The organism is Levilactobacillus suantsaiihabitans, from assembly GCF_004745505.1.
Taxonomy (GTDB): Bacteria; Bacillota; Bacilli; order Lactobacillales; family Lactobacillaceae; genus Levilactobacillus; species Levilactobacillus suantsaiihabitans.
In genome coordinates, this window is sequence record NZ_RKLX01000002.1 from 125,922 (window position 1) to 145,898 (window position 19,977).

At 50.9% G+C, this 19,977-nt stretch carries 18 protein-coding genes; 11 read left to right on the forward strand and 7 right to left on the reverse strand.

From position 1 onward, the window contains the following. Window positions 1-263: 263 nt before the first annotated feature. Window positions 264-734 carry an Rrf2 family transcriptional regulator gene (locus tag EGT51_RS02170; protein ID WP_135367165.1) on the reverse strand — a complete coding sequence of 157 codons (471 nt, stop codon included), beginning with the start codon at window positions 732-734 and terminating at the stop codon, window positions 264-266. A gap of 437 nt (window positions 735-1,171) precedes the next feature. On the opposite strand from EGT51_RS02170, the gene EGT51_RS02175 reads away from it, so the two are divergent. From EGT51_RS02175 to EGT51_RS02195, 5 genes are all read left to right on the forward strand, one after another. Then, on the forward strand, window positions 1,172-2,185 hold the full coding sequence (locus EGT51_RS02175) for an ABC transporter ATP-binding protein (protein ID WP_179951122.1): 1,014 nt from the start codon (window positions 1,172-1,174) through the stop codon (window positions 2,183-2,185). Then, entirely contained in the window at window positions 2,182-3,156 is a 975-nt protein-coding gene (locus EGT51_RS02180) for an ATP-binding cassette domain-containing protein (protein WP_135367167.1), read from the forward strand. Before EGT51_RS02175 ends, EGT51_RS02180 begins: the two co-directional genes overlap by 4 nt. Then, complete coding sequence (locus tag EGT51_RS02185; protein WP_135367168.1) at window positions 3,156-4,115, forward strand: ABC transporter permease; 960 nt, start codon at window positions 3,156-3,158, stop codon at window positions 4,113-4,115. Before EGT51_RS02180 ends, EGT51_RS02185 begins: the two co-directional genes overlap by 1 nt. 14 nt (window positions 4,116-4,129) lie before the next feature. Further along, on the forward strand, window positions 4,130-5,080 hold the full coding sequence (locus tag EGT51_RS02190) for an ABC transporter permease (RefSeq protein ID WP_135367169.1): 951 nt from the start codon (window positions 4,130-4,132) through the stop codon (window positions 5,078-5,080). 139 nt (window positions 5,081-5,219) lie between these two features. Then, entirely contained in the window at window positions 5,220-7,031 is a 1,812-nt protein-coding gene (locus tag EGT51_RS02195) for an oligopeptide ABC transporter substrate-binding protein (RefSeq protein WP_135367170.1), read from the forward strand. Window positions 7,032-7,044: 13 nt separating this feature from the next. On the opposite strand, the gene EGT51_RS02200 is transcribed toward EGT51_RS02195, so the two are convergent. Then, window positions 7,045-7,713 (reverse strand): hypothetical protein, encoded by a 669-nt coding sequence (locus tag EGT51_RS02200; RefSeq protein ID WP_135367171.1) that lies wholly within the window; start codon window positions 7,711-7,713, stop codon window positions 7,045-7,047. A gap of 531 nt (window positions 7,714-8,244) precedes the next feature. Between EGT51_RS02200 and EGT51_RS02205 the strand changes: the two genes are divergently transcribed. The 4 genes from EGT51_RS02205 (at window position 8,245) to EGT51_RS02220 (ending at window position 10,853) form a co-directional block, all read left to right on the forward strand. Further along, window positions 8,245-8,700, forward strand: a complete 456-nt coding sequence (locus EGT51_RS02205; protein ID WP_125575520.1) for a universal stress protein — start codon at window positions 8,245-8,247, stop codon at window positions 8,698-8,700. Window positions 8,701-8,820: 120 nt separating this feature from the next. Beyond that, a complete protein-coding gene (locus EGT51_RS02210; RefSeq protein ID WP_135367172.1) occupies window positions 8,821-9,711 on the forward strand; it encodes an RluA family pseudouridine synthase in 891 nt (296 codons plus the stop codon). A gap of 360 nt (window positions 9,712-10,071) precedes the next feature. Next, window positions 10,072-10,254: a hypothetical protein gene (locus tag EGT51_RS02215; protein WP_135367173.1), complete on the forward strand. Its 183-nt coding sequence runs from the start codon at window positions 10,072-10,074 to the stop codon at window positions 10,252-10,254. Then, window positions 10,254-10,853, forward strand: a complete 600-nt coding sequence (locus EGT51_RS02220; RefSeq protein ID WP_135367174.1) for a zeta toxin family protein — start codon at window positions 10,254-10,256, stop codon at window positions 10,851-10,853. Before EGT51_RS02215 ends, EGT51_RS02220 begins: the two co-directional genes overlap by 1 nt. Window positions 10,854-11,331: 478 nt before the next feature. On the opposite strand, the gene EGT51_RS02225 is transcribed toward EGT51_RS02220, so the two are convergent. The 4 genes from EGT51_RS02225 to EGT51_RS02240 all read right to left on the reverse strand — a co-directional run bounded on the left by EGT51_RS02225 (window position 11,332) and on the right by EGT51_RS02240 (window position 16,061). Then, window positions 11,332-12,666: a signal transduction protein gene (locus EGT51_RS02225; protein ID WP_135367175.1), complete on the reverse strand. Its 1,335-nt coding sequence runs from the start codon at window positions 12,664-12,666 to the stop codon at window positions 11,332-11,334. Between the two features lie 4 nt (window positions 12,667-12,670). Beyond that, window positions 12,671-13,996, reverse strand: coding sequence for a GHKL domain-containing protein (locus tag EGT51_RS02230; protein ID WP_135367176.1), 1,326 nt, complete (start codon window positions 13,994-13,996; stop codon window positions 12,671-12,673). Between the two features lie 15 nt (window positions 13,997-14,011). Then, window positions 14,012-14,767, reverse strand: coding sequence for a response regulator transcription factor (locus EGT51_RS02235; protein WP_135367177.1), 756 nt, complete (start codon window positions 14,765-14,767; stop codon window positions 14,012-14,014). An 865-nt stretch (window positions 14,768-15,632) separates the two neighbouring features. Then, complete coding sequence (locus EGT51_RS02240) at window positions 15,633-16,061, reverse strand: hypothetical protein (protein ID WP_135367178.1); 429 nt, start codon at window positions 16,059-16,061, stop codon at window positions 15,633-15,635. A 71-nt stretch (window positions 16,062-16,132) separates the two neighbouring features. Between EGT51_RS02240 and greA the strand changes: the two genes are divergently transcribed. Beyond that, window positions 16,133-16,624 carry a transcription elongation factor GreA gene (greA, locus tag EGT51_RS02245; RefSeq protein ID WP_135367179.1) on the forward strand — a complete coding sequence of 164 codons (492 nt, stop codon included), beginning with the start codon at window positions 16,133-16,135 and terminating at the stop codon, window positions 16,622-16,624. Between the two features lie 803 nt (window positions 16,625-17,427). Here greA and EGT51_RS02250 read toward each other — a convergent pair. Further along, window positions 17,428-18,018, reverse strand: a complete 591-nt coding sequence (locus EGT51_RS02250) for a TetR/AcrR family transcriptional regulator (RefSeq protein WP_135367180.1) — start codon at window positions 18,016-18,018, stop codon at window positions 17,428-17,430. Between the two features lie 95 nt (window positions 18,019-18,113). On the opposite strand from EGT51_RS02250, the gene EGT51_RS02255 reads away from it, so the two are divergent. Further along, window positions 18,114-19,493 (forward strand): MDR family MFS transporter, encoded by a 1,380-nt coding sequence (locus tag EGT51_RS02255; protein ID WP_135367181.1) that lies wholly within the window; start codon window positions 18,114-18,116, stop codon window positions 19,491-19,493. The last annotated feature ends 484 nt before the right edge of the window (window positions 19,494-19,977 follow it).

Sequence of the window (19,977 nt, forward strand, 5' to 3'; positions counted from 1 at the left end):
GAGAGGAATTTTTCAAGGTTGGCTCTAAGAACCTGAGAAAGCATCTCTGACCTTTATGTGTCAACGTTAAAACGGCCGAAACATGCGCCAACGGGCAACTGGTTCCGCTTAACCGCCTGTTGGCACCCGCTCACAAAAAAATCGTCCAGGTTCACCCCGGGCGATTGCCAACAACATTAATGGTGGCCGTGACCACCATCCCTTGTCTACATCTCTATTATACCTGCTGGACCACTAAAAGCGCAGTAAACTGCTCACGCCACTCACCCTTCTTCGTGGTTAATTAAGCGGCGGAAAAATCCGTGCTGATGCAGGTCTTTTTTGAGGTCGGTCATCGTGAATTGATGATAAAATCTGCGATAATCTTCATCAGCCAGTGTGAACAGATCCGTCAACGTTTGCGAAATGTTGGCGGAGATATCCGTATTATCCGTGGCCTTGGTTCCCTTGGAATCGCCCGTGATAAAGCGCGCATAGCTGATTGTCGGCGGAATCGTGAGGTCGTACAGTTCCCCCACGTTAATATCCGTTAAGTCACGTACCAATTGATAGCCCCCGTTTTTACCCACGGAGCCTTCAATATACCCTTGCTTGTGCAAGACAGAGAGAATGTTGCGGATCATGACCGCATTCAATTGTAAGGATGTTGCCAACTCCCGGCTCGCAATCTTGCGCGGACGGTTCTCGTCCAGGTAGAGCAAGCTGTGGACCGCAACAGAAAAGTCTAGTCTCATCGTTCAGCCATCGCTTTCAAAAATTCTGTAGTTATTACTGGTATCATACCACACCTGGTGGCTGTCGACGACAATGGGCCCTGGCCACTAAGGATTTTCTCATTCGGAATATACATGCATATTGTTTCAAGCAAATGTATAGCTCGACCCGTTAAATAACTAGTTTGATAACCAGATTGTCCAACTATTTAGTTTCAAGTTAAATTTTTTATCATTTTCGTAATTGTCTGAGATGATTGGTATAACAAAGTTTGTGATGATTCTATGAAAATTTAATGGGGAAAAATTCAAATTTGGGGTTGTAAATGAGAATTTGATTAACTATAATCAAACACAATTATTGTTAAGCACCGAACTGAATACGTCAAGATGTTTATTCACCGGGCTTTATACAAAAATGAGAGATATATTAGAAATGACATTGGGGAGGGATTTCCGTGGAGACCGCATCAAACTTTTTAAACATTAAAGACGTCAGTACGGCTTTCAAGATCAATGGCCAATTCTACGACGCCATTTCCCACATCGACCTCCAAGTCCAGCACGACGAAATTCTCGCTATTGTTGGTGAATCAGGTTGTGGTAAGAGTACCTTAGCAACAACGATCATGGGGTTGCATGATCCCAGTGAAACCAAGATTTCCGGCGAAATTGATTTTGAAGGCACCAACCTCTTACAACTGGATGATGCCGACTACAACCAATTCCGCGGCGCCAAGATCGGCATGATCTTCCAAGATCCCCTATCTGCTTTGAATCCACTCAAGCGCATTGAGGACCAAATCAGTGAGGTCATGGACTACCACACCAAGCTGACCAAGGAAGAAAAACACGACCGCGTCTTACAGCTCTTAGATGAAGTTGGCATCGTTAATCCCAAACGGACCGCGCGCCAATTTCCACATGAGCTTTCCGGTGGGATGCGGCAACGGGTCATCATTGCCATCGCCATTGCCTGCAAGCCGGACCTCATCATTGCCGACGAACCCACGACGGCGCTGGATGTGACGATTCAAGCCCAAATTTTGGATGTCTTACGGGCGATTCAAAAGGAAAATCACGCTGGCATCATCTTGATCACCCACGACTTGGGGGTCGTTGCCGAAACGGCCGACCGGGTTGCCGTCATGTATGCGGGGCAAATCGTCGAACAGGGAACGGCGGAACAGATTTTCAACACGCCCGAACATCCCTACACCCGTTCCCTACTGCGGTCCATGCCGCAACGGGACAATGAAAACGACGACCTCTACGTCATCGACGGCAACGTGCCTTCCTTACAGAAGATGCCAAGTACCGGCGACCGGTTCGCCCCCCGAATTCCGTGGGTGCCTGCCGAAGCACACGAAGCCAATCCAACCATGCATGAAGTGGCCCCGGGACACGAGGTCCGGTGCACCTGCTACAAACACTTCAAATTTCCAGATGAGAAGGGGAGCGTGACCGCATGAGCTTAGTTGAAATCAAAGATCTAAAGGTCCACTACCCCATCCGGACGGGTTTCTGGAACCGTATCACCGATTCCGTTCGGGCCGTGGATGGTATTACCTTCAATATTGAGGCCGGTGAAACCTACGGCCTGGTTGGCGAATCTGGTTCTGGCAAGTCCACCACCGGTAAATCCGTGGTTGGCCTGGAAAAGGTTACCAGTGGGTCGATTCTCTACAAGGGCGTCGACATCACCAAGAAGGCGAACCGCACCAAGCTCGACTACAACCAGGACGTCCAAATGATTTTCCAAGACTCCCTATCTAGTCTGAATCCCCGGAAGCGAATCGAAGACATCATCGCCGAACCACTGCGGAATTTCGAACACCTCAGTAAAGATGAAGAAAAGCTGCGGGTCTTACAACTGCTAGATATCGTTGGGCTGGATGCCGACGCACTTTACAAGTATCCCCACCAATTCTCCGGTGGACAACGGCAACGGATTGGGGTCGCCCGCGCGGTAGCTACCAATCCCAAGCTGATTATTGCCGACGAACCGGTTTCCGCATTGGACCTGTCCGTTCAAGCCCAAGTGTTGAACTTCATGAAGAAGATTCAACGAGAATTTGGCATTTCGTACCTGTTCATCTCCCATGACTTAGGGGTCGTGCGGCACATGTGTAACAACATTGCCATCATGAACCGAGGCCGCTTGGTTGAAATTGGCACGCGAGACGACATTTACAACAACCCGCTACACATCTACACGAAACGCCTGCTCGCCGCGATTCCCGAAACCAACGTTAATCAACGGATGGCACACCGGGCCTCTCGGCTAGCCGTCGAAAAGATTTACCAAGAACAACAGAGTAAATACTACGATGAAAACGGCGAGGCGTTCCCGTTGGTTCAGGTCAGCCCCACCCACTCGGTGGCCCTCCCTGAAACGATTGCTAAACAACTTGCCAGCCAGGAAGGGGAGGTGCAGGCCTAATGTGGAAAACGATTCTCCGTCGTATCTTAATCATGATTCCCGAAGTCATCATTCTCAGTATTCTGGTCTTCCTCTTGGCCAAAGCGATGCCCGGTGATCCCTTTACCGGCTCCATCAACCCCAAGGCTGACCCGCAACAGATTCACCATTTGATGAAAATTAACGGGTTGTATGACCCGTGGTACCAGCAATACTGGCACTGGGTCGTTCACTTGTTCCACGGTAACTTAGGGAACAGTTACCAGTACCAAGAACCCGTCACCCGGCTGATCGGTGGCCGGGCCGCCAACACCTTGTGGCTGGCCCTCTTCACCATGATCCTGACCTACGCCTTCGCCTTACCAATGGGCGTCTACGCCGGTCGCCACGAAGGTAAATTACCCGATACCATCATCCGGGTCTACACCTACGTGACTTACTGCATCCCCTTCTTCGTCATCTTGGTCTTAGGGATCTGGATCTTCGGCTACGTCTTCGGGTGGTTCCCCACGACCGGGTCAATATCCTCGTCGGCAAGCGGTTGGCTAAGTACCATCGGTAGTCGCTTCTACCACATCCTCTTGCCGGGTATCTTAGGAGCCCTGTTTGGGACCGTCAACATCGTACAGTACCTGCGTTCCGAAGTCATCGACGCCAAGGGATCCGATTACGTCCGGACGGCCCGTTCCAAAGGGGTGCCTAGCAAGGACATCTACCGTCACCACATCTTCAGAAATTCCCTGTTGCCAATCGCTGCGTTCGCGGGCTACTCCATTACCGGGTTACTGAACGGGTCGATCTTTACCGAAACCGTCTTCTCCTACCCCGGGATGGGCCTACTCTTCGTGAACTCGATCAGCTACCGGGACTACACGGTCATTACCGCGTTGGTCCTGATCTACGGGATTCTGAACTTACTGGGGACCTTACTATCTGACATTATCTTAAGTATCGTTGATCCACGAATTCGAATCGAATAAGGAGGCTAACCAGAATGGCAGAAAATTTTGAACAACACTCAGACGTTTCCGCAACTGATTTGGCCCGTCTGACGCAAGAGGCGCAGGCAGAAGCAACGCCTTCTACGGCTAAGATTATTTGGAGCGAATTCAAGGCTGACAAACCCGCCATGGTCGCCCTCTTCATCATTGTGGGTTTTATTCTCTTCGTCATGATTGGGGCCCTGTTCATTAACACCCCCAAGATGATGGAAACGAATATCATGGCTTACTTTAACCAGCCGTTCACTTCGGACTTCTGGTTAGGGGCCGATTCTGGTGGGCGTTCCGTTGCCAAACAGTTGATTGTGGGCTCCCGTAATTCTATCGGGATTGCCATTGGGCTGACCATTATCTCTTCCACCTTTGGGATTTGCTGGGGGTTGATTTCCGGTTACTTTAACGGCTACATCGACTGGGGCATGCAACGGGTCTACGACTTCATGATGATGTTGCCCATGACCATGATGATCATCGTGTTGGTCACCATCATTCCCCACTACAACTCAGTTACGTTGACACTGATCTTCTCCATCTTCTACTGGGAAGGCACGTCGCGACTGATTCGGTCGCGGACCTTGGCTGAGTCAGAGAAGGATTACGTTGCGGCTTCCAAGACTTCCGGGACCAGCAACTGGAAAATCATCTTCCGCGAAATCATGCCCAACATTTCTTCTCTGATCATCGTCGACTGTACCCTATCCTTTGCGGAAAACATTGGGGTTGAAACCGGGCTTTCCTACCTGGGCTTCGGGCTACCTAGCCAAACGCCTTCGTTAGGGACCATGATTGCCAACGCCAATGATCCTAACAACATCACCCAATACTGGTGGACCTGGTTGCCAGCCGCATTAGAAATCATTATTTTGTGTTTATCCATTAGTTACATCGGGCAAGTCCTCCGGCGCGCAGCGGATGCTTCGCAACGGCAAGGGGCTGCTGATTAACTAACCTGAATCCATTTGAGGAGATGGTGCCACTCAACGTCCGTATGTGTTCGCTGCGTTACTGCTTTACCAATCGATTCTGAGGGGAACCGATTTGCGTTGATTATGAGGATTCTCAAAAACAAGGGGGAAACATAGCATGGATAAGAAAAAACTCGCATTGTCAGCGGTGGCCGTTTTAGCGACAATTAGCCTCGCGGCATGTTCCAACAACAAGAGTTCATCCAGCAGTAGTGGGACTACCGGCGCTGCCGTCAAGCTGTCCGCAGCTTACAACAACACGAAGGCCACTGATAAGTCTGCCACGAACAACAGTACATTGAAGGTCGCTGAACCTAACGACTCGCCATTCCAAGGTATCTCTGATCCCGTTTTATCGACCAATTCTGAAGATGCCGACGTCTTCTCTCCCGGTGGTTCAGCCAGCCTCTGGAAAACCGACAAGAACTACAAGATTGTTGATGGTGGCTTAGCTAACCAAAGAATCAACCGGAAAGCCAAGACTGTTACCATCACCTTGCGGAGTAACGCCAAGTGGTCTAATGGCTCTAAGGTTACTGCCAAGGATATCGAATACCCTTACGAAGTCATTGCCAACCCGAAGACGACCTCACAACAATACTCGGCCGACTTCAACAACATCAAAGGGATGGCTGCTTACCACACAGGTAAGGCCAAGACTATCTCTGGGATCACCTTCCCCGATGGTGAAAAGGGCCGGACAGCGGTCTTACACTTAGATAAGGTGACGCCAGCCATGCAATACGCTGGGAACTCCTTCATCTGGAGTACCGTTGAACCTTACGAATACATCAAGAACGTCCCAATCGCCAAGTTGGCTTCCTCTAGTCAAGTTCGGAAGAACCCTATCTTCACGGGTCCTTACAAGCTGGACAAGGTCGTTGAAGGTGAATCCACCACTTGGTCACCAAACAAGTACTACTACGGCAAGAAAGCCCAAATCAAGCACATCTCCATCAACGTTGTTTCCTCAAACAACATTGACAAAGCCATCCAATCCAAGAAGTACGACTTCACGGTTCCAGCTAGTGTTATGCACGGAACTGATTACAAGCAATTGAAGAACCTGAAGGACTACAAGATCGTTGGTCAACCTGCCCTTTCCTACGACTACTTTGGTTTCAACGTTGGTCACTACGACACTAAGACCCAAAAGAACGTCATGGATAAGAACAGCAAGATGGCTAACAAGAACTTACGTCAAGCTATGATGTACGCCTTGAACCTGGATGCTATCAGCAAGAAGTTTGGGAACGGGATCACTTGGCGCGCCAACACCTTGATTCCACCAATCTTTGAAAAGTACTACGATTCTAGTGCCAAGGGCTTCCCACTGAACATCAAGAAAGCCAACAAGTTACTGACCGACGCCGGTTACAAGAAGCGTAACGGTAGCAAGTGGCGTTCAGATCCTAATGGCAAGAAGTTAACTATCTACTTCGGTGCCATGACCGGGACCTCTGCACAAGCCGCTGAATACCAAGACTACCTACAACAATGGCACAAGGTCGGCTTGAACGTCAAATTCACTGGTGGTAAGACGATGGAAATGAACAGCTTCTACTCCACGTTACAACAACCAAAGCAAAGCAAGATCGACGTTTACGCCGCTGCCTGGGGCTTATCTTCTGAACCAACCCCTACGCAACTCTACGGTGAAGATGCGACCTACAACATGGGTCACTTTGTCACTAAGAAGAACACGCAATTGATCAACAACATGAACAACAGCAAGGCTTGGAACGAATCTTACCGGACTAAGGCCTTCAAGGAATGGCAAGATTACATGAATGAACAAGCCGCCGTTGCTCCTGGTTCCTTCAGTTACAGCTGGAACCCAGTCAACAAGCGGGTCAAGGGCTTTGATATCGGTCCTGACAACAACGAATTCTGGAGCAGTTTGAGCCTGACTTCTTCAAAGCTTGAATAATCAAAATCGTTGTCTAATCGCTCAGATGAACCGTCGTATCTTTCGGGATGCGGCGGTTTTTGTGTGCCATCAGGTATAGGTATTCCGCAACGCTGATGCCGGTGGCTACTGGAACGATCGCCGGTAAAAAGGCCAGCACTTCTGCCGCAAAGAACCCCGGATAACTCCAGGGAACCGCCGTGAGAACCAACAGTCCCTGATACCCGAGCCAGCCCACGGGCACTAGCCACGGAACTAGCAGTGACCAGCGGTGATGATAGAGCCCACCAATCAGCTGAAGCGTGCCTAAGAACATCAAGAGTAACCACCACTCGAGACCGACCTGAACTCCTGCCAGTCCACCATAGGCCAGGCCCATCATCAAGACGGAGTCAACCTGCAGCGGGTTTTGAAACGCCGATTGCGTCAGCAAAAACAGGCCACTGCTCAAGACGGCCAAGTAGAGCAGATTCACCACGCCCATCAGCGCCAGTCGTTGTCCCGGCGTCTGAGTGGTCTGACTTAAAGTTCCACCCAGTACCAGGCTGGGGAGCATCAATGTGACCAGATCCAAGGTTCCTTTCGTATCCAGCTGACCGTTCACTTGAAACCCCGTAACGACCACCGTGACTAGCAACAGCGTGAGTAAGATTCCCAGTCGCTGGCTATGTTGTCGCCAAAAAACGTGCAGTTGTTTCATCATTTCGCTATCCCCTTTATTTACGCCCGCGATGCCGCCATTGCCACCAAAAGCCACTCACAAAAATCAGTACTAAGCCCACCTTGACCGCCAGCCAAATCACATTGACCCACTCGAGACCTGCACCATCCGACATATTTTTCCTCCCCGATTCGATTCGTTTTGGTAACCATCACTATACCGGAATTAGGTGCTCTTGCCAATAGTTATAAACGCCGTCAAAACAACGTTTATAATGATTCTTATAGCAAATTATCACTGCCGCAACAACCTCTTGGCCACGAATTGGCGTCATCAAGAATCAGTCGAAAATTTTTTAATTTGTATTGCCAATTCCCCGTCGCCATTGCCGATTCACCACTTAATCGCTGACGGTGAAAAAGAGATTTTTTCTTTCCTGAACAATCCCCTACTTCACGGCCTTTTCACGGTTTTTCATGCGGCTTTTTGAGAATAAAAGGCTTACACCCTGGGCAATAAATGATATAGTTAAGGTAAAGTTTTAACATGACTCGTGAAGGGGTGGCATTCCATATGTTACAACAATACAAGAACATTCTGGTTCCCGTTGATGGTTCCAAGGCAACCCAACCAGTCTTAGAAAAAGCAATCGAAGTCGCAAAACGCAACAAGACCCATCTGGATATTTTAAACGTCCTCGAAGTCAATCAATTTAGCGATACCTATGGTGGTGCCGTAAGTGGCGACGTCATCTACAAACTTTCTCAAGACGTCCAAGACCGCCTCGATGCGTTGAAGCAACAAGCTATCGACGCCGGTGTGCCGGATGTCAGCATTCACGTGCGTTTCGGTAACCCGAAGCCCGTTATTGCCCGCGAATTCCCAGCAGACCACAAGTCTGAACTGATCGTCATTGGTTCAACAGGTCTGACCGCCGTTGAACGGTTAATGGTCGGCTCCGTAACCAACTACGTCAGCCGTTCGGCCATCTGCGACGTGCTGATTGTTAAGCCAGAACCAACGAAATAATTTTTCATTTAGAACCTAACCGAGAGTCTGAGGCCACGTGTCTCGGACTCTTTTTCTAAGCGTGGTATCTAAAATTGGTGGCCATTTTTCTACTAACCACATTTCAAAGGAGGTGCTCCCATGCAGTGGACCTACACCATTCAGCTTCCCGTCAACCAAGCCGCCATGCCCTTGCGTGCGCTACTGACCGCTTGGTACCTGCCGAGTCACCTGGTCCATGATCTGCGCATCCATCAACGGGTCTTGGTCAACGGCAGCTACCGCACCATGAACCAGCCCGTGACTGGCGGCGACACCGTTTCACTAACTTTCTTGCCCCGTGATTTCAAGGAACCCTTCCCAGACATCGCCCCCGACAGCGCCGCCACGGTCAGCGTGCTCTACGAAACACCTGACCTCATTGTCGTCAACAAGACTCGTGGCAGTAAAACGCACCCCAACCTACCGTGGGAACGGGGCACCACCCTCAATCACGTGGCGGCCTACCTGGGGCCCAACCAGCCTGGCCCCTACATTTTGAGCCGTTTGGATCAGGAAACGACCGGTGCTTTACTCATGACCAAAACGCCCGCCGTTGTGCCCATCATGGTTCGCAACATCGCCGAAAAACGCGTTCAGCGCACTTACCTGGCCTGGGTGCACGGTACCTTAACTGGCCAGGGCACCTTCACCGACCCGATTGGCCGTGACCCCCAAGACCGCCGCAAACGACTGGTCAACGGCGTGCACGCCCAATCCGCCATCACCCACTACGCTGTGCTCGACCATCGGCCACAAGCCACGCTAGTCAAGCTCCGGCTCGAGACCGGCCGCACGCATCAGTTGCGAGTCCACCTCGCCCACGCGGGTCATCCGTTAATCGGCGACCCCTTATACGCCGTTCACGGTCAGAGCCGTTTACGGCTACACTGCTGGCAGTTACGCTTTCCCCAGCCATTTACCCTAGACGGCCCTCAAACGACGGTGGTGGCCCCGATACCGCCTGATTTTGACCATTTCCAGCTAAATTAGGCATTATCGTCAAAAAAATGGCGATTTAGACGATTGTAACCGTTAACCATCCCGCCTGATAAACTAAGGATAGTTAGTAGGCTTAGGGGGGATTTGATGCGTTGGCAATCCAGAGTTTCTCTAATTCTGTTACTGTTATTATTAGCCATCTTATTAATCTGGGGAATCCTAAATCTATCCTGAAATCACTAAGGGCGTTACCGGCATGCGGAAACCGGTAACGCCCTTGTTTTTTTAAATAAAAATGATGTTAATTCATCGTCCAGCGTAAACGAGTAACCGTTACGCGCAACACGAGACTAAGTATTCAAAATACGTTATACTAACGTTAATTCTAAACGGAAAGTATGGTGATCATAAATGGCCAGTAACCCTATTTCTAACGTCTTTGATGACCCGGAAAAGTATGACATTGATGAACTATTACATGGCGCATTGTACGAAAAAGATCCACAGAAAAAGAAGGTTTACTTGGCGCTATACAATTACGTTTTAGGGGAGCGTCAAAAAAAGACCATCAACCAGAAAGGATTCGTTCGCTAATGACCCAGCCTATATTTATCATCGTTGCTGGAGTCAACGGCTCCGGTAAAACAACGCTGTATACTGACAATCGAACCCTTTTTTCTGACACCAAACGAGTCAATGCTGACGAAATTTTACGTCAACACCAAGGTGATTGGCAGAGTTCAGCTGACAATTTGCGTGCGATGCGTATGGAGTTAAAACTAATACGCAAATATATACAAGAAAAAGTATCGTTTCATATGGAAACAACACTGGCGGGTAACGGTAAAACTCAGCAAGAATTAATTACCCAAGCCCAGCAGCAAGGCTTTCTCGTAACTTTACTATACATTGGTGTTTCTAGTCCACAAATTGCGATAGATCGCGTTGCAAAACGAGTTGCTAAAGGTGGCCACGGTGTCCCTACCGAATTAATTTTGAAGAGATTTCGGCAATCATTAGCTAACCTGCCAAAGATTGCGCGCTCCGTGGATGCGGTCAAGATTTATTCAAATGAGCCATTCTTGGAATTGGTCTACGCCCGTGATCACAACCAAGTTTTGCAAGATCTACTCGTCTTACACCCCTGGTTACCTCAATCAAATGAATTTTATCCCCTCCAAGGCAACTCTTAATTGCGTTGCCTTTTTTCTAATCAACTTGACTGTGAACTACTCAGCATCAATGATTCTAGAATTTCGGTTATCTTATCAATATAAAACAAAAAAGCCGGAGTAACCACTCTCCGACTCCCACTAGCATCATTAGAGCATTCAACATAATCACAGTTTGTAGTCAGGAAAACGCTGTTACTCAAATCAGCCATAATCTCAATATGTAGTATTGAGCAATTCAAATCACTTTTAGTTAGTTAAAACTAATCGTGCTGTGAAGATTCACCTAATCACACCGATTGAGAGAAACTTCACAATGTCAAGAACCTGCAAAATCACTTTATTTTCCAGGCTCCCTGAAAGATTGATTGGTATTACAAGACTTAGTATATCAGATGGCTGTAGAAATGCAAGCGTTTTCAGATAATTAGTTTATTCGGACGATAGTATTCAGTAAACGGTTTTGCCTACTGACTTTGTGAAAGCTCCAAGGGGTGGGCTATCCCGTCATTGACTTCGGTAAAGCCACAATTAATTGTCCCCAATGAAATTTTATCTGCAGCGAACTGGTAGCTTTGGGCGGTAACAATTCATGTATATAAGAAAAATCTAATATACCAGCACTAGAAGTCACGCGGCTGTGACCGTCGAGTTGCGCGTTGTTGGGGACCGGAAAGGTTAACAACCACCGTAATTCTCGCGTAGTCTCCTGTAACTCAAAGGTCACCGCGGCTGGCTGGAGATTGCGTAAGACGGGCAGATTGGCCGGGAGCGTTTCATCAACGATTTTCCCCAACCGCTTGAGCATCGATACCGTGGCGGTCAGTGGCTCCGGTACTTTCACAAAGAGTTGAACGTCTTGCTGGCGGGCCAACAGATAATTGTGATACAACTGAAGCCGCAATTCCGTATTGGGCACGTTGGCCAGGTCCTCGATCGTCAGTTCCGCAGCATTGCTGGTCTCCCAGCCGGAGCGAATATCGATGTACAGCTGACGGAACCCCGCGTAGTCGTGGTCAGCCAAATAGCCACCTAACCCCAGGAGCATATTTTGGTAGTCATGGTTGAATTTTTTGACTGCACCCATCTGGCGATTCAGCTCCGTCGTGTACTGCTCACGAAAAGCTTGATTTTGCGCTTGTATCCGGCTATGAGTCGCCTGCAGGTGGGTCTGCATCAGCATGTAGGTGCTCAGCGATAGCCCCACGACCAGGGTCCCCGCAATCCCACCCAAGAAGACCAGGTATTGCGCCGAATCCTGGAGCGATTGCAGGGAGTACTCGAATAAAATGTACACAACGGCTAGGATGGTCATGAACGTCAAGAATAAATACTCCATGGACCGCCCCAGCATGTCGTGAATCATATTTTCCATCGGTGCGCGCGTCATCCACAATCCCGAGGCGACCAGAGCAAAGATCATGTTGTCAATCACGATTTCACTAAGCGTCCCCCACAAACTGGTGGCAAAGGACAGACTGGTCAACTGAATCGTGGCGGCAATCACCATCATATCAATGAATTCGATCATCAAATACGCCAGGATCGTCACGTCAATGAACGCTGGCAAAAATTGCAATTGGTGGCGAATCGCTAGCACGCTCCACTCAAAGCCCAGCAACAAGATCACGGGCAACGCCCCGAGCAGCCGACTATCCGCCGTAAAGGGATTGAGGAGGTCAACGGCCACATAGACGCCAGCAACCAGCGCACAAAATAGCGAAACGTGTTTCATCATGACCAATTGTGAGAACCAATAGTATTGAAAGAAAACAAACCAATAGACAATCGAATAATCCGCGATAGAAAAGCTCAGCGCATTGACCGTAATCATAGACTCACCCCCTTGGCTTGGTCAAAATCAGCGTAAAGTACAAGCGATGGTACTTGATGGCAATCTGTAGCGCGGCATTGGGGGCCGCGGTCACGATGTCTTGGACCGTACTGAGGCCCTGGCCGTGGCCCGTCCCCTTCGTGGTGTAACCCGCCTTCATAAATTGATTAATTTTGGGCGGCTGCGTGGCCGACACCGGATTGGCGACCGCAATTTCAATGGCATCCGGATAGTTCAAAATGGCGCAGTGAATGTCCTTGCGTTGCCCGACGGCACCCGCCTCGATCGCGTTGTCCAGGAGAATCCCCACGATACGCAGCAGTTTCACGTTGGGGAGCGGAATCTGTTGAATCGGGTCGGGAATCTCCAGGCGCAGGGCCAAACCGTGATTTTGCGCGGCCAGAATTTTTTGAAACAAGAGGCTTTTCAACGGGGGGTCCTGCAGCTGTTGTAAGCCCATCTCTTCTAAGCCGGCTAAACGACTGGTTGCCTGCCAACGGGAATTTAGCGACTGGTAATACGCCGTTAAACCTTGATAGTCCTCAGCATCCAAGTAATCGCCCAGCCGCAACATTTGCTTTTGATACGTCTGCTTGAACTGGCGAATGGCCTGGACCTGATTGGAAATGCGTCGGTCGTAGCGGGAACGAATCAGCGTTGCTTGATACTCCGCTTGAACCCGTTGCCGGCGAAAGAAGCTCTGCAGAAAGAAGAACAGACTCGTGCTGATCAAGAGAATCATTAACAATTCAATACTGAGGGCAAACGTCATCATTGCGTGATTGATGGCCAAGCGGTGAATGATCAGCGTCGATAGTTGCGCCAACACCGCCAGGCTGGCCAGCATGGACATGACGGTCCACTGTTCCTTGTGGCTGAAGGCCAGTCGCTCCAGGTTCCCTGGCTGGACGCGCATGCCTGACACCGCCACAGAAAACAGCGTGTAGATAAAGAGCTGAAATACCAGCCGGCCGGCAATAATCACCGCCGATTGACTGGTTGTCGCACCAAAGATCTCAATGGTCACAGCCCGTACGACATCATTGACCAAGACGACCACCAGGTAAATGACGATGGTGGCATTGACAAAGATCAGTGCCATCTTGGGCCGGTGGTGAATCAAATAAACCAGCGCACTGATGGGTGGCAGCATCAGCGACCAGGGCCGGCCAATGAACGCCGGAATCAGGGCCCAGCCCATCCACTTCAAGGGCAACTTCCAGTTCTGCGGGCGAATGACCCCGATCCACAGCGTAATGAACCACTGCATCGTGATGGCCAACACAAAATTGATCCAGAAATGTGAATCAAATAGATGCAATGCCAACATCGCTCTCACCTTCTTTTACCCTTTCAAATGCTTTTGAACCAGCGTTTTGACTTCATGAAAGCGTCGCGTGGCCACGTCCGTTTCGTCCCCATTGGGAAAAATCAACCGCCGATTGACCTCATCGATACCACTGACGTTGTCCAAGTTCACCAGGAAGCTCTTGTCCGTGCGGTAAAGTTCGGGATACTGGTCCGCAATGTCTTTCAAAAAGCCCGGATACTCCACCAGTTGTGTGGCGGCGTGAACGGTCACCTTATGCGGCGTAGCGGCGGTCGCCACGAAGTAGACGTCGCCCATCGGTAGCTTGAAGGTCCGACCGCCGATGGTATAAGTAAATAAATTTTCCGTGTTACCTAAGTAATTGGTGTACCGTTGATAACCATAATCGATGTTTTCGCGGAGCTTCTGGTCGATCTGCTCGCGCCCCAGGTCCTTGACCACGAAGTCCATCGGCTCCACCTTACGCTCAAATGTCAGCAGCGCCATTTCCGAGTGGGTGGTCACGAACACGATTTCTGCAAACGCCAAGCGCTGGCGAATCGTAATCGCCGTCTCCAGTCCCGTGGTCTTTTCAGCCGGAAATTCAATGTCTAAGAAAAACAAGGCGTATTCCGGGGGATCCTGCTGCAAATTATCCAGAAGCGCCGCCGGACTGGGCGTGGCTAGCCGAACCTGCATGTCATAATCATTGATCATGATGTAGCGCTGCACCACTTCCGTATAATGTTTGAGTTGTTCCGGATTATCCTCACAAAGATAAACGGCTAGCATTAACCTCACACCCTTTCAACTAACATGTTACCGTACCTATTACCCACTAATGTACCCTGAATCGCTGGCGTTTGCAATCGTTTCGGTTGCACGCCGTTTACTTGGTACGAGGTTATTCGTACCCGAGCAAAGTACTGGCCCATTGGCTTATCAACTGACCGCCCTATCGCTGGCGGCGTTTGGCGATGACAGGCCCATGGCACTAGTCATTCGTCCGGTCACAACCGGTTTTTTGTGAAATTTTTGGGGTTGCCTTTTGCGCGGCACCAGTGGCCTGTTAGCACGCGTTTCGGCTATTTAAAGTTAGGTAAAGGTTGAACCTAAAATTGGTGAAACCAGGTGCCTGTTGGCGAACGGTAAGGTGGCCAATTCATATTGTGAGGCCGGCAACGACTATTTTTGATGCCATGAATCGCATGAGAACAATAATTCCAGTTAATTTTCACCTTTCAACCTTCAGCAAAAAAAAGAACTACCCCCATCGGTAGCCCCTTTCTAAGTGGATTATTTAATTCCCGCGTCGGCAATTAGCACTCCCCCAAGTTCTAACTAGTCACAACCCTAGGCCTCCAATAACCACAACTTACTCTTTAGCACATTGGTAACACCATTACCTAACAAACCTAAGCCATAACTTTCACTAAACACTGTCAAGCCGACTATTCTGATTAGATAATCATTGGGTTTACCCAGTCACGGTTTGTGTCACGATTCACGTATACTTTAACCGATTGACTGGCAAAATCAGTTGCCGTAAAACTGACCCCTTCCAACTGTTACCACTTTACCATGGAACCCCCGCTAAGACCGGGAACAAGCAAAAACGTCATTTAATGCACGATAAAGCGGAGTTGAACAGCACAATTTAATTGTGTCGTAGCAAATAAGTTAAAAATCCACCCAAAATCAGTGGGCTCGTGAAGGCTAAAACAACATCCAAGAGCACGCGCCAGTACCATTTGAGCGTGGTCTTGGGCGCCGCTTGCAGCCGCGGTTCCCGGGCCGGCTTGGCCATTTTCTCGTAAACAGATGCCGTTTGGTCCGCGGCTTTGCGGTGGCCCCGCCGCTTTCGGCGTCGAATCGTGGGGGCCTTCACGTCACGGTTATCCTCGAGAATGACCCATTTGGCCAGCGCAAAGCACAACAGACACACCAAGAAATACCAGTCGGCAATCGTGATACCCGGCATCAAGCGGCCCTGGGCATAATTAAAGTGCCCCAATAGCATAAAAATCAGGGTAAAAACCAGGCCAATGCCAGTTTGTTTCACCCAATAGGTAAGTGATAATTTCATTGGAAAACTCCTTTTCTTTTCCCGCAACCTTCGTTAGAATGGGACGTATCAGAACAGGTTGAGGTGATTCAATGGCAAATTCACGGGATTTTAACCCCATCACGGCGGCGGGCTACCAGGCGCTACAAGCTAAGATTGCGGCACTGGAAGCCGACCGGCCGGAGAAAATTGCAATTTTAGCTGAAGCGCGGGCCCACGGTGACCTTTCGGAAAACGCCGAGTATTCGGCGGCCAAGCGCGACTTGCGCCATCTGGAAAGCCAACTGCGTTTTTATAACAAGCAACTCCAATACGCCAAGGTAGTCAACCCGGCCGCTAATGACACGGTCGAGCTGGGCAAATGGGTCACGGTCCAATTCATGGACGACGCCGACCAAGACAGTTATCAGCTGGTCGGTACCCAAGAGGCCGACCTCGACGCGGGCAAAATCACCCGGGTCTCACCGCTGGGCAAGGCCTTGTTGGGCCACCACCCCGGCGACACGGTCACGATTCACGCGCCCAATGCCAGCTACGACGTCCAAATCATCGCGGTCAGTCTCCAGCAACCCGACCAGTCGTAACTGAAGGTTGAAAGACAGAAATCAGCTGGAGCTACTGCTAGCATGCGCCTCATGGCGTCAAAAATAGTCGTTTTCAGCCTCACAATGCGAACTGCCCGCCTACCGTTCGCCAAATATGGGTTGGAACGCTGGGGCGGACGGGCCGAGCCAAAGAACGGTCTCGACACCTCGCTTTGAGCCGAAGTTCGCGTCTCAAAGTGGCCTCATGGCCGAAACGTGCGCCAACAGGCAACTGGTTCCGCTTAACACTGCTAGGCAAATAATCCAGAACCAGGATTATCCGCCTAGCACCGTTAATGCTCGCCAGTTAACCGCCTGTCGTCACACTCTTTTAAAGCGGCTGAACCCATATTTAGCGAACTCTCGGCTACGGTAGTGCGTGTTAGTAACAGTTGCCTTAACCCCAAATAGCAGCTGCATTGAAGACTAGTCTTTGGTTATCACAGTGTCACTGATAACCTCCACCTTGCCGGAGGCAGCCAGGGTGGAGCCAGCTGTGTCGGCGGTGTTGGCTGAGGTTCTTTCTCAGCCTACAGCGCGGGACGACTTGAGAGACTGGCGGGTTTTGTCAGGCTTTCAAGCGAGGCGGAAGACCGCCCCTCAGGCTGGAGCCGTTCCTCAGAGCAGGCCCCACCCTAGCCTGACGCAGGCGTCTGGTTTCACCAATTTTAGGTGTTGGAACACCGTCGTTGTAGCAATCAGCGTGTTAATTTTACTTTCAACCTTCAGATCGTAACCTCATCGCAGTTTACCGAAGAGTTTGAGCCACTGCGCTCAAGCTCTTTTTTACTGCACTGGCCACTCTACCGCGACCGATCCGCCATAAAAATCGGCATAAGGATCTCATCGACCATTTCCGTCTGGGCGTCTAAGGTCAACGTCTGCCGTCCCAAGATTTCGTTCAATAACAAGATACCGGGCAAGGTCACAACCCGGTCGGGCCAATCGGCGTGGGTGATTTCCCCACGAGCGGCCGCCCGGTCCAGTAGCGGTTGGATCAACCCCTTAAGTTGTTCGCCCGACGACAGGTGGCTAAAAATCTCGCCAAACTCCAGGTGTTGCAGGCGGTCGGCCAGTAAGCCCCGCAACGTTTCTTCTTGCAAGCGGTCCAGCAAGCTGGCCATCTGCCCAAATAAATGCAACAGGTCGCCCCGCAAACTCCCGGTGTCGGGGACCTGATAATCCGGTAAATTGCCAAACTTACTTAACGCCGCAATAATCAGATGGGCCTTGTCTGGCCACCGCCGATACAGCACAGTCTTGGTGGTCGCCGCGGCGGCCGCAATCCCTTCAACCGTCACGTTTTGGTAGCCCTTGGCCTGGAGTTGCTCCCAAGCCGCCTTTAAAATGGCATCCACCAATTCCGCGCCCCGCCGGCGTTTTTTTTTCGCCATAATTCCACCGCCTTCCTTGCGTTTTTAAGTACTGAGGTGTACCATCTTCAAATATAAGATACGGCCGTATCTAATTTGAAAGTCAGGTGACGTTTATGTCTTCACAACCATCTACGAAAAAACTCATTCAAATTGCCTTGTTTCTGGTCATCGGTGCCATCGCGCCATTGCTAGACACGACCATGACCAACGTGGCCTTAGACACCATTATGCAGTCCCTTCGTGTTTCCGTCAACGCCGTTCAGTGGGTCACGACCAGTTACGTCTTAGCCCTGGGAATTGCCGTACCCGTTGCCGGTTGGGCCACCAACTGGTTTGACGGCAAGACGCTGTACCTGAGCGCTCTCGTCGTTTTTCTGTTAGGATCCGTCGTTTCCAGCTGGGCCACGACCCTGCCACTCCTAGTGGTTGGCCGGGTCATCCAAGGGGCCGCCGCTGGCATCGTGGTGCCCCTCATTACCACATTAATCGTCCAAGTGGCTGGGAGTCAAGGCCTGGGCAAATTGATGGCCATTGTCGGTATGCCCGCCGTCTTGATTCCGATCTTGGGTCCCACAGTCGGCGGCTATCTGATTGAGGCCGGCAATTGGCACTGGATCTTTCTGATCAACATCCCCCTGGTCTTGGTTTCCCTGCTCCTCTTAAGTTGGAAAATGCCTCATTTCCCTGCACCCAAGCGCGGCAAGCACCTGGACCTACCCAGCCTCGGCCTGTTAGCGGGTCTCTTCACGGCCGCTATCATTGGCATCACCCGTTTCAGCACCGGCGCGGGGATCACGTCGACCCGCGTGCTGGTTCCCCTGAGCATTGCCGTCGTCCTCTTGTTGGGCTACATCGGTTATGCCACCTGGCAGCCACAACGGGCACTGGTCAGCCTCAAACTGTTCCAAGCCCCCACGTTTGACGCCGCCGTGGTCATCTTGATGTTGTCCGGCATTGCCGTCAACGGTGCGATGTTCCTCCTACCGCTGTACCTGCAAAATAGCCGCGGTCTCAGCGTTATCTGGTCCGGTACCTATTTGATTGCCCAAGGTGTGGGCCTCCTGGTCTCGCGAAGCCAGATCGGCAAGTTGACCGACCAAATTGGCGCACGCTGGGTCGTTTTGGGCGCCATCGTGATTGCCATCGCGGGAACACTGCCGTTCGTCTTCTTCACCGCGCACACCAACACTGGGTGGATTCTCCTGGCCCTCTTCATCCGCGGCATTGGCCAAGGCGGCCTGACCATCCCTGTCATGGCCGACAGCTACACGGGCGTCCCGCAGCCCCTGATAGCGGAGGCCACCACGGCAACGCGCATGCTCCAAAATATCGGTGGCGCCCTGGGCACGGCCGTCTTGGCCACCATCATCCAACACGAACTCCCCCACGTCGGCGAGACCGCGGCTTACCAAACGGCCTTCCTGTGGTCCGTCGGCTTCATCGCCATCACCGCCATCCCCGCCTGGTTTTTGAGCCACCGGTCTGCGAAATAACCTCACCTTCAACCCGCTAAATAGGCGGCTACAGCCTCACAATGAAACTGGCCGCCTACCGTTCGTCAAATATGGGTTGGAACGCTGGGGTGAACCATCATGAAATTGACCTACCCTGTTGCCTAGGTCAGCTAACCGGGGCGACACCGTTTGCCAACTGCTTTCGCCAAGACAACCGGTTATCAATAACGTACGTCTCCTGTGGCCAGTCACTGAATGGGGGGAAATCGACTTGTCTTGGAAAGCACCACCGTAGCCGAGAGTTCGTCAACGATGAGCTCAGCCGTGGGAGTTCCCTTAGCGGCAAGGTCCATGGCGCTGTCTTTGAGACGGGTTCTGCGGCTCAAAGCGAGGCGTCGAGACCGCCCTATGGCTCGACCCGTCCGCCCACCGCGTTCCAGCCTCATCGTTGACGAACGGTAAGGCGGCCAGCCGCAACCGTGTCGTTGAAAGCCACTACCACGTCAATTTTCCCACAAAAAAG

What these genes read in the sequence shown, in the direction of transcription:
- EGT51_RS02170 (WP_135367165.1), bottom strand. Translation starts at nt 734, where the DNA reads ATGAGACTAGACTTTTCTGTTGCGGTCCACAGCTTGCTCTACCTGGAC.
- EGT51_RS02180 (WP_135367167.1), top strand. Translation starts at nt 2,182, where the DNA reads ATGAGCTTAGTTGAAATCAAAGATCTAAAGGTCCACTACCCCATCCGG.
- EGT51_RS02185 (WP_135367168.1), top strand. Translation starts at nt 3,156, where the DNA reads ATGTGGAAAACGATTCTCCGTCGTATCTTAATCATGATTCCCGAAGTC.
- EGT51_RS02190 (WP_135367169.1), top strand. Translation starts at nt 4,130, where the DNA reads ATGGCAGAAAATTTTGAACAACACTCAGACGTTTCCGCAACTGATTTG.
- EGT51_RS02195 (WP_135367170.1), top strand. Translation starts at nt 5,220, where the DNA reads ATGGATAAGAAAAAACTCGCATTGTCAGCGGTGGCCGTTTTAGCGACA.
- EGT51_RS02200 (WP_135367171.1), bottom strand. Translation starts at nt 7,713, where the DNA reads ATGATGAAACAACTGCACGTTTTTTGGCGACAACATAGCCAGCGACTG.
- EGT51_RS02205 (WP_125575520.1), top strand. Translation starts at nt 8,245, where the DNA reads ATGTTACAACAATACAAGAACATTCTGGTTCCCGTTGATGGTTCCAAG.
- EGT51_RS02210 (WP_135367172.1), top strand. Translation starts at nt 8,821, where the DNA reads ATGCAGTGGACCTACACCATTCAGCTTCCCGTCAACCAAGCCGCCATG.
- EGT51_RS02215 (WP_135367173.1), top strand. Translation starts at nt 10,072, where the DNA reads ATGGCCAGTAACCCTATTTCTAACGTCTTTGATGACCCGGAAAAGTAT.
- EGT51_RS02220 (WP_135367174.1), top strand. Translation starts at nt 10,254, where the DNA reads ATGACCCAGCCTATATTTATCATCGTTGCTGGAGTCAACGGCTCCGGT.
- EGT51_RS02225 (WP_135367175.1), bottom strand. Translation starts at nt 12,666, where the DNA reads ATGATTACGGTCAATGCGCTGAGCTTTTCTATCGCGGATTATTCGATT.
- EGT51_RS02230 (WP_135367176.1), bottom strand. Translation starts at nt 13,996, where the DNA reads ATGTTGGCATTGCATCTATTTGATTCACATTTCTGGATCAATTTTGTG.
- EGT51_RS02235 (WP_135367177.1), bottom strand. Translation starts at nt 14,767, where the DNA reads ATGCTAGCCGTTTATCTTTGTGAGGATAATCCGGAACAACTCAAACAT.
- EGT51_RS02240 (WP_135367178.1), bottom strand. Translation starts at nt 16,061, where the DNA reads ATGAAATTATCACTTACCTATTGGGTGAAACAAACTGGCATTGGCCTG.
- greA (WP_135367179.1), top strand. Translation starts at nt 16,133, where the DNA reads ATGGCAAATTCACGGGATTTTAACCCCATCACGGCGGCGGGCTACCAG.
- EGT51_RS02250 (WP_135367180.1), bottom strand. Translation starts at nt 18,018, where the DNA reads ATGGCGAAAAAAAAACGCCGGCGGGGCGCGGAATTGGTGGATGCCATT.
- EGT51_RS02255 (WP_135367181.1), top strand. Translation starts at nt 18,114, where the DNA reads ATGTCTTCACAACCATCTACGAAAAAACTCATTCAAATTGCCTTGTTT.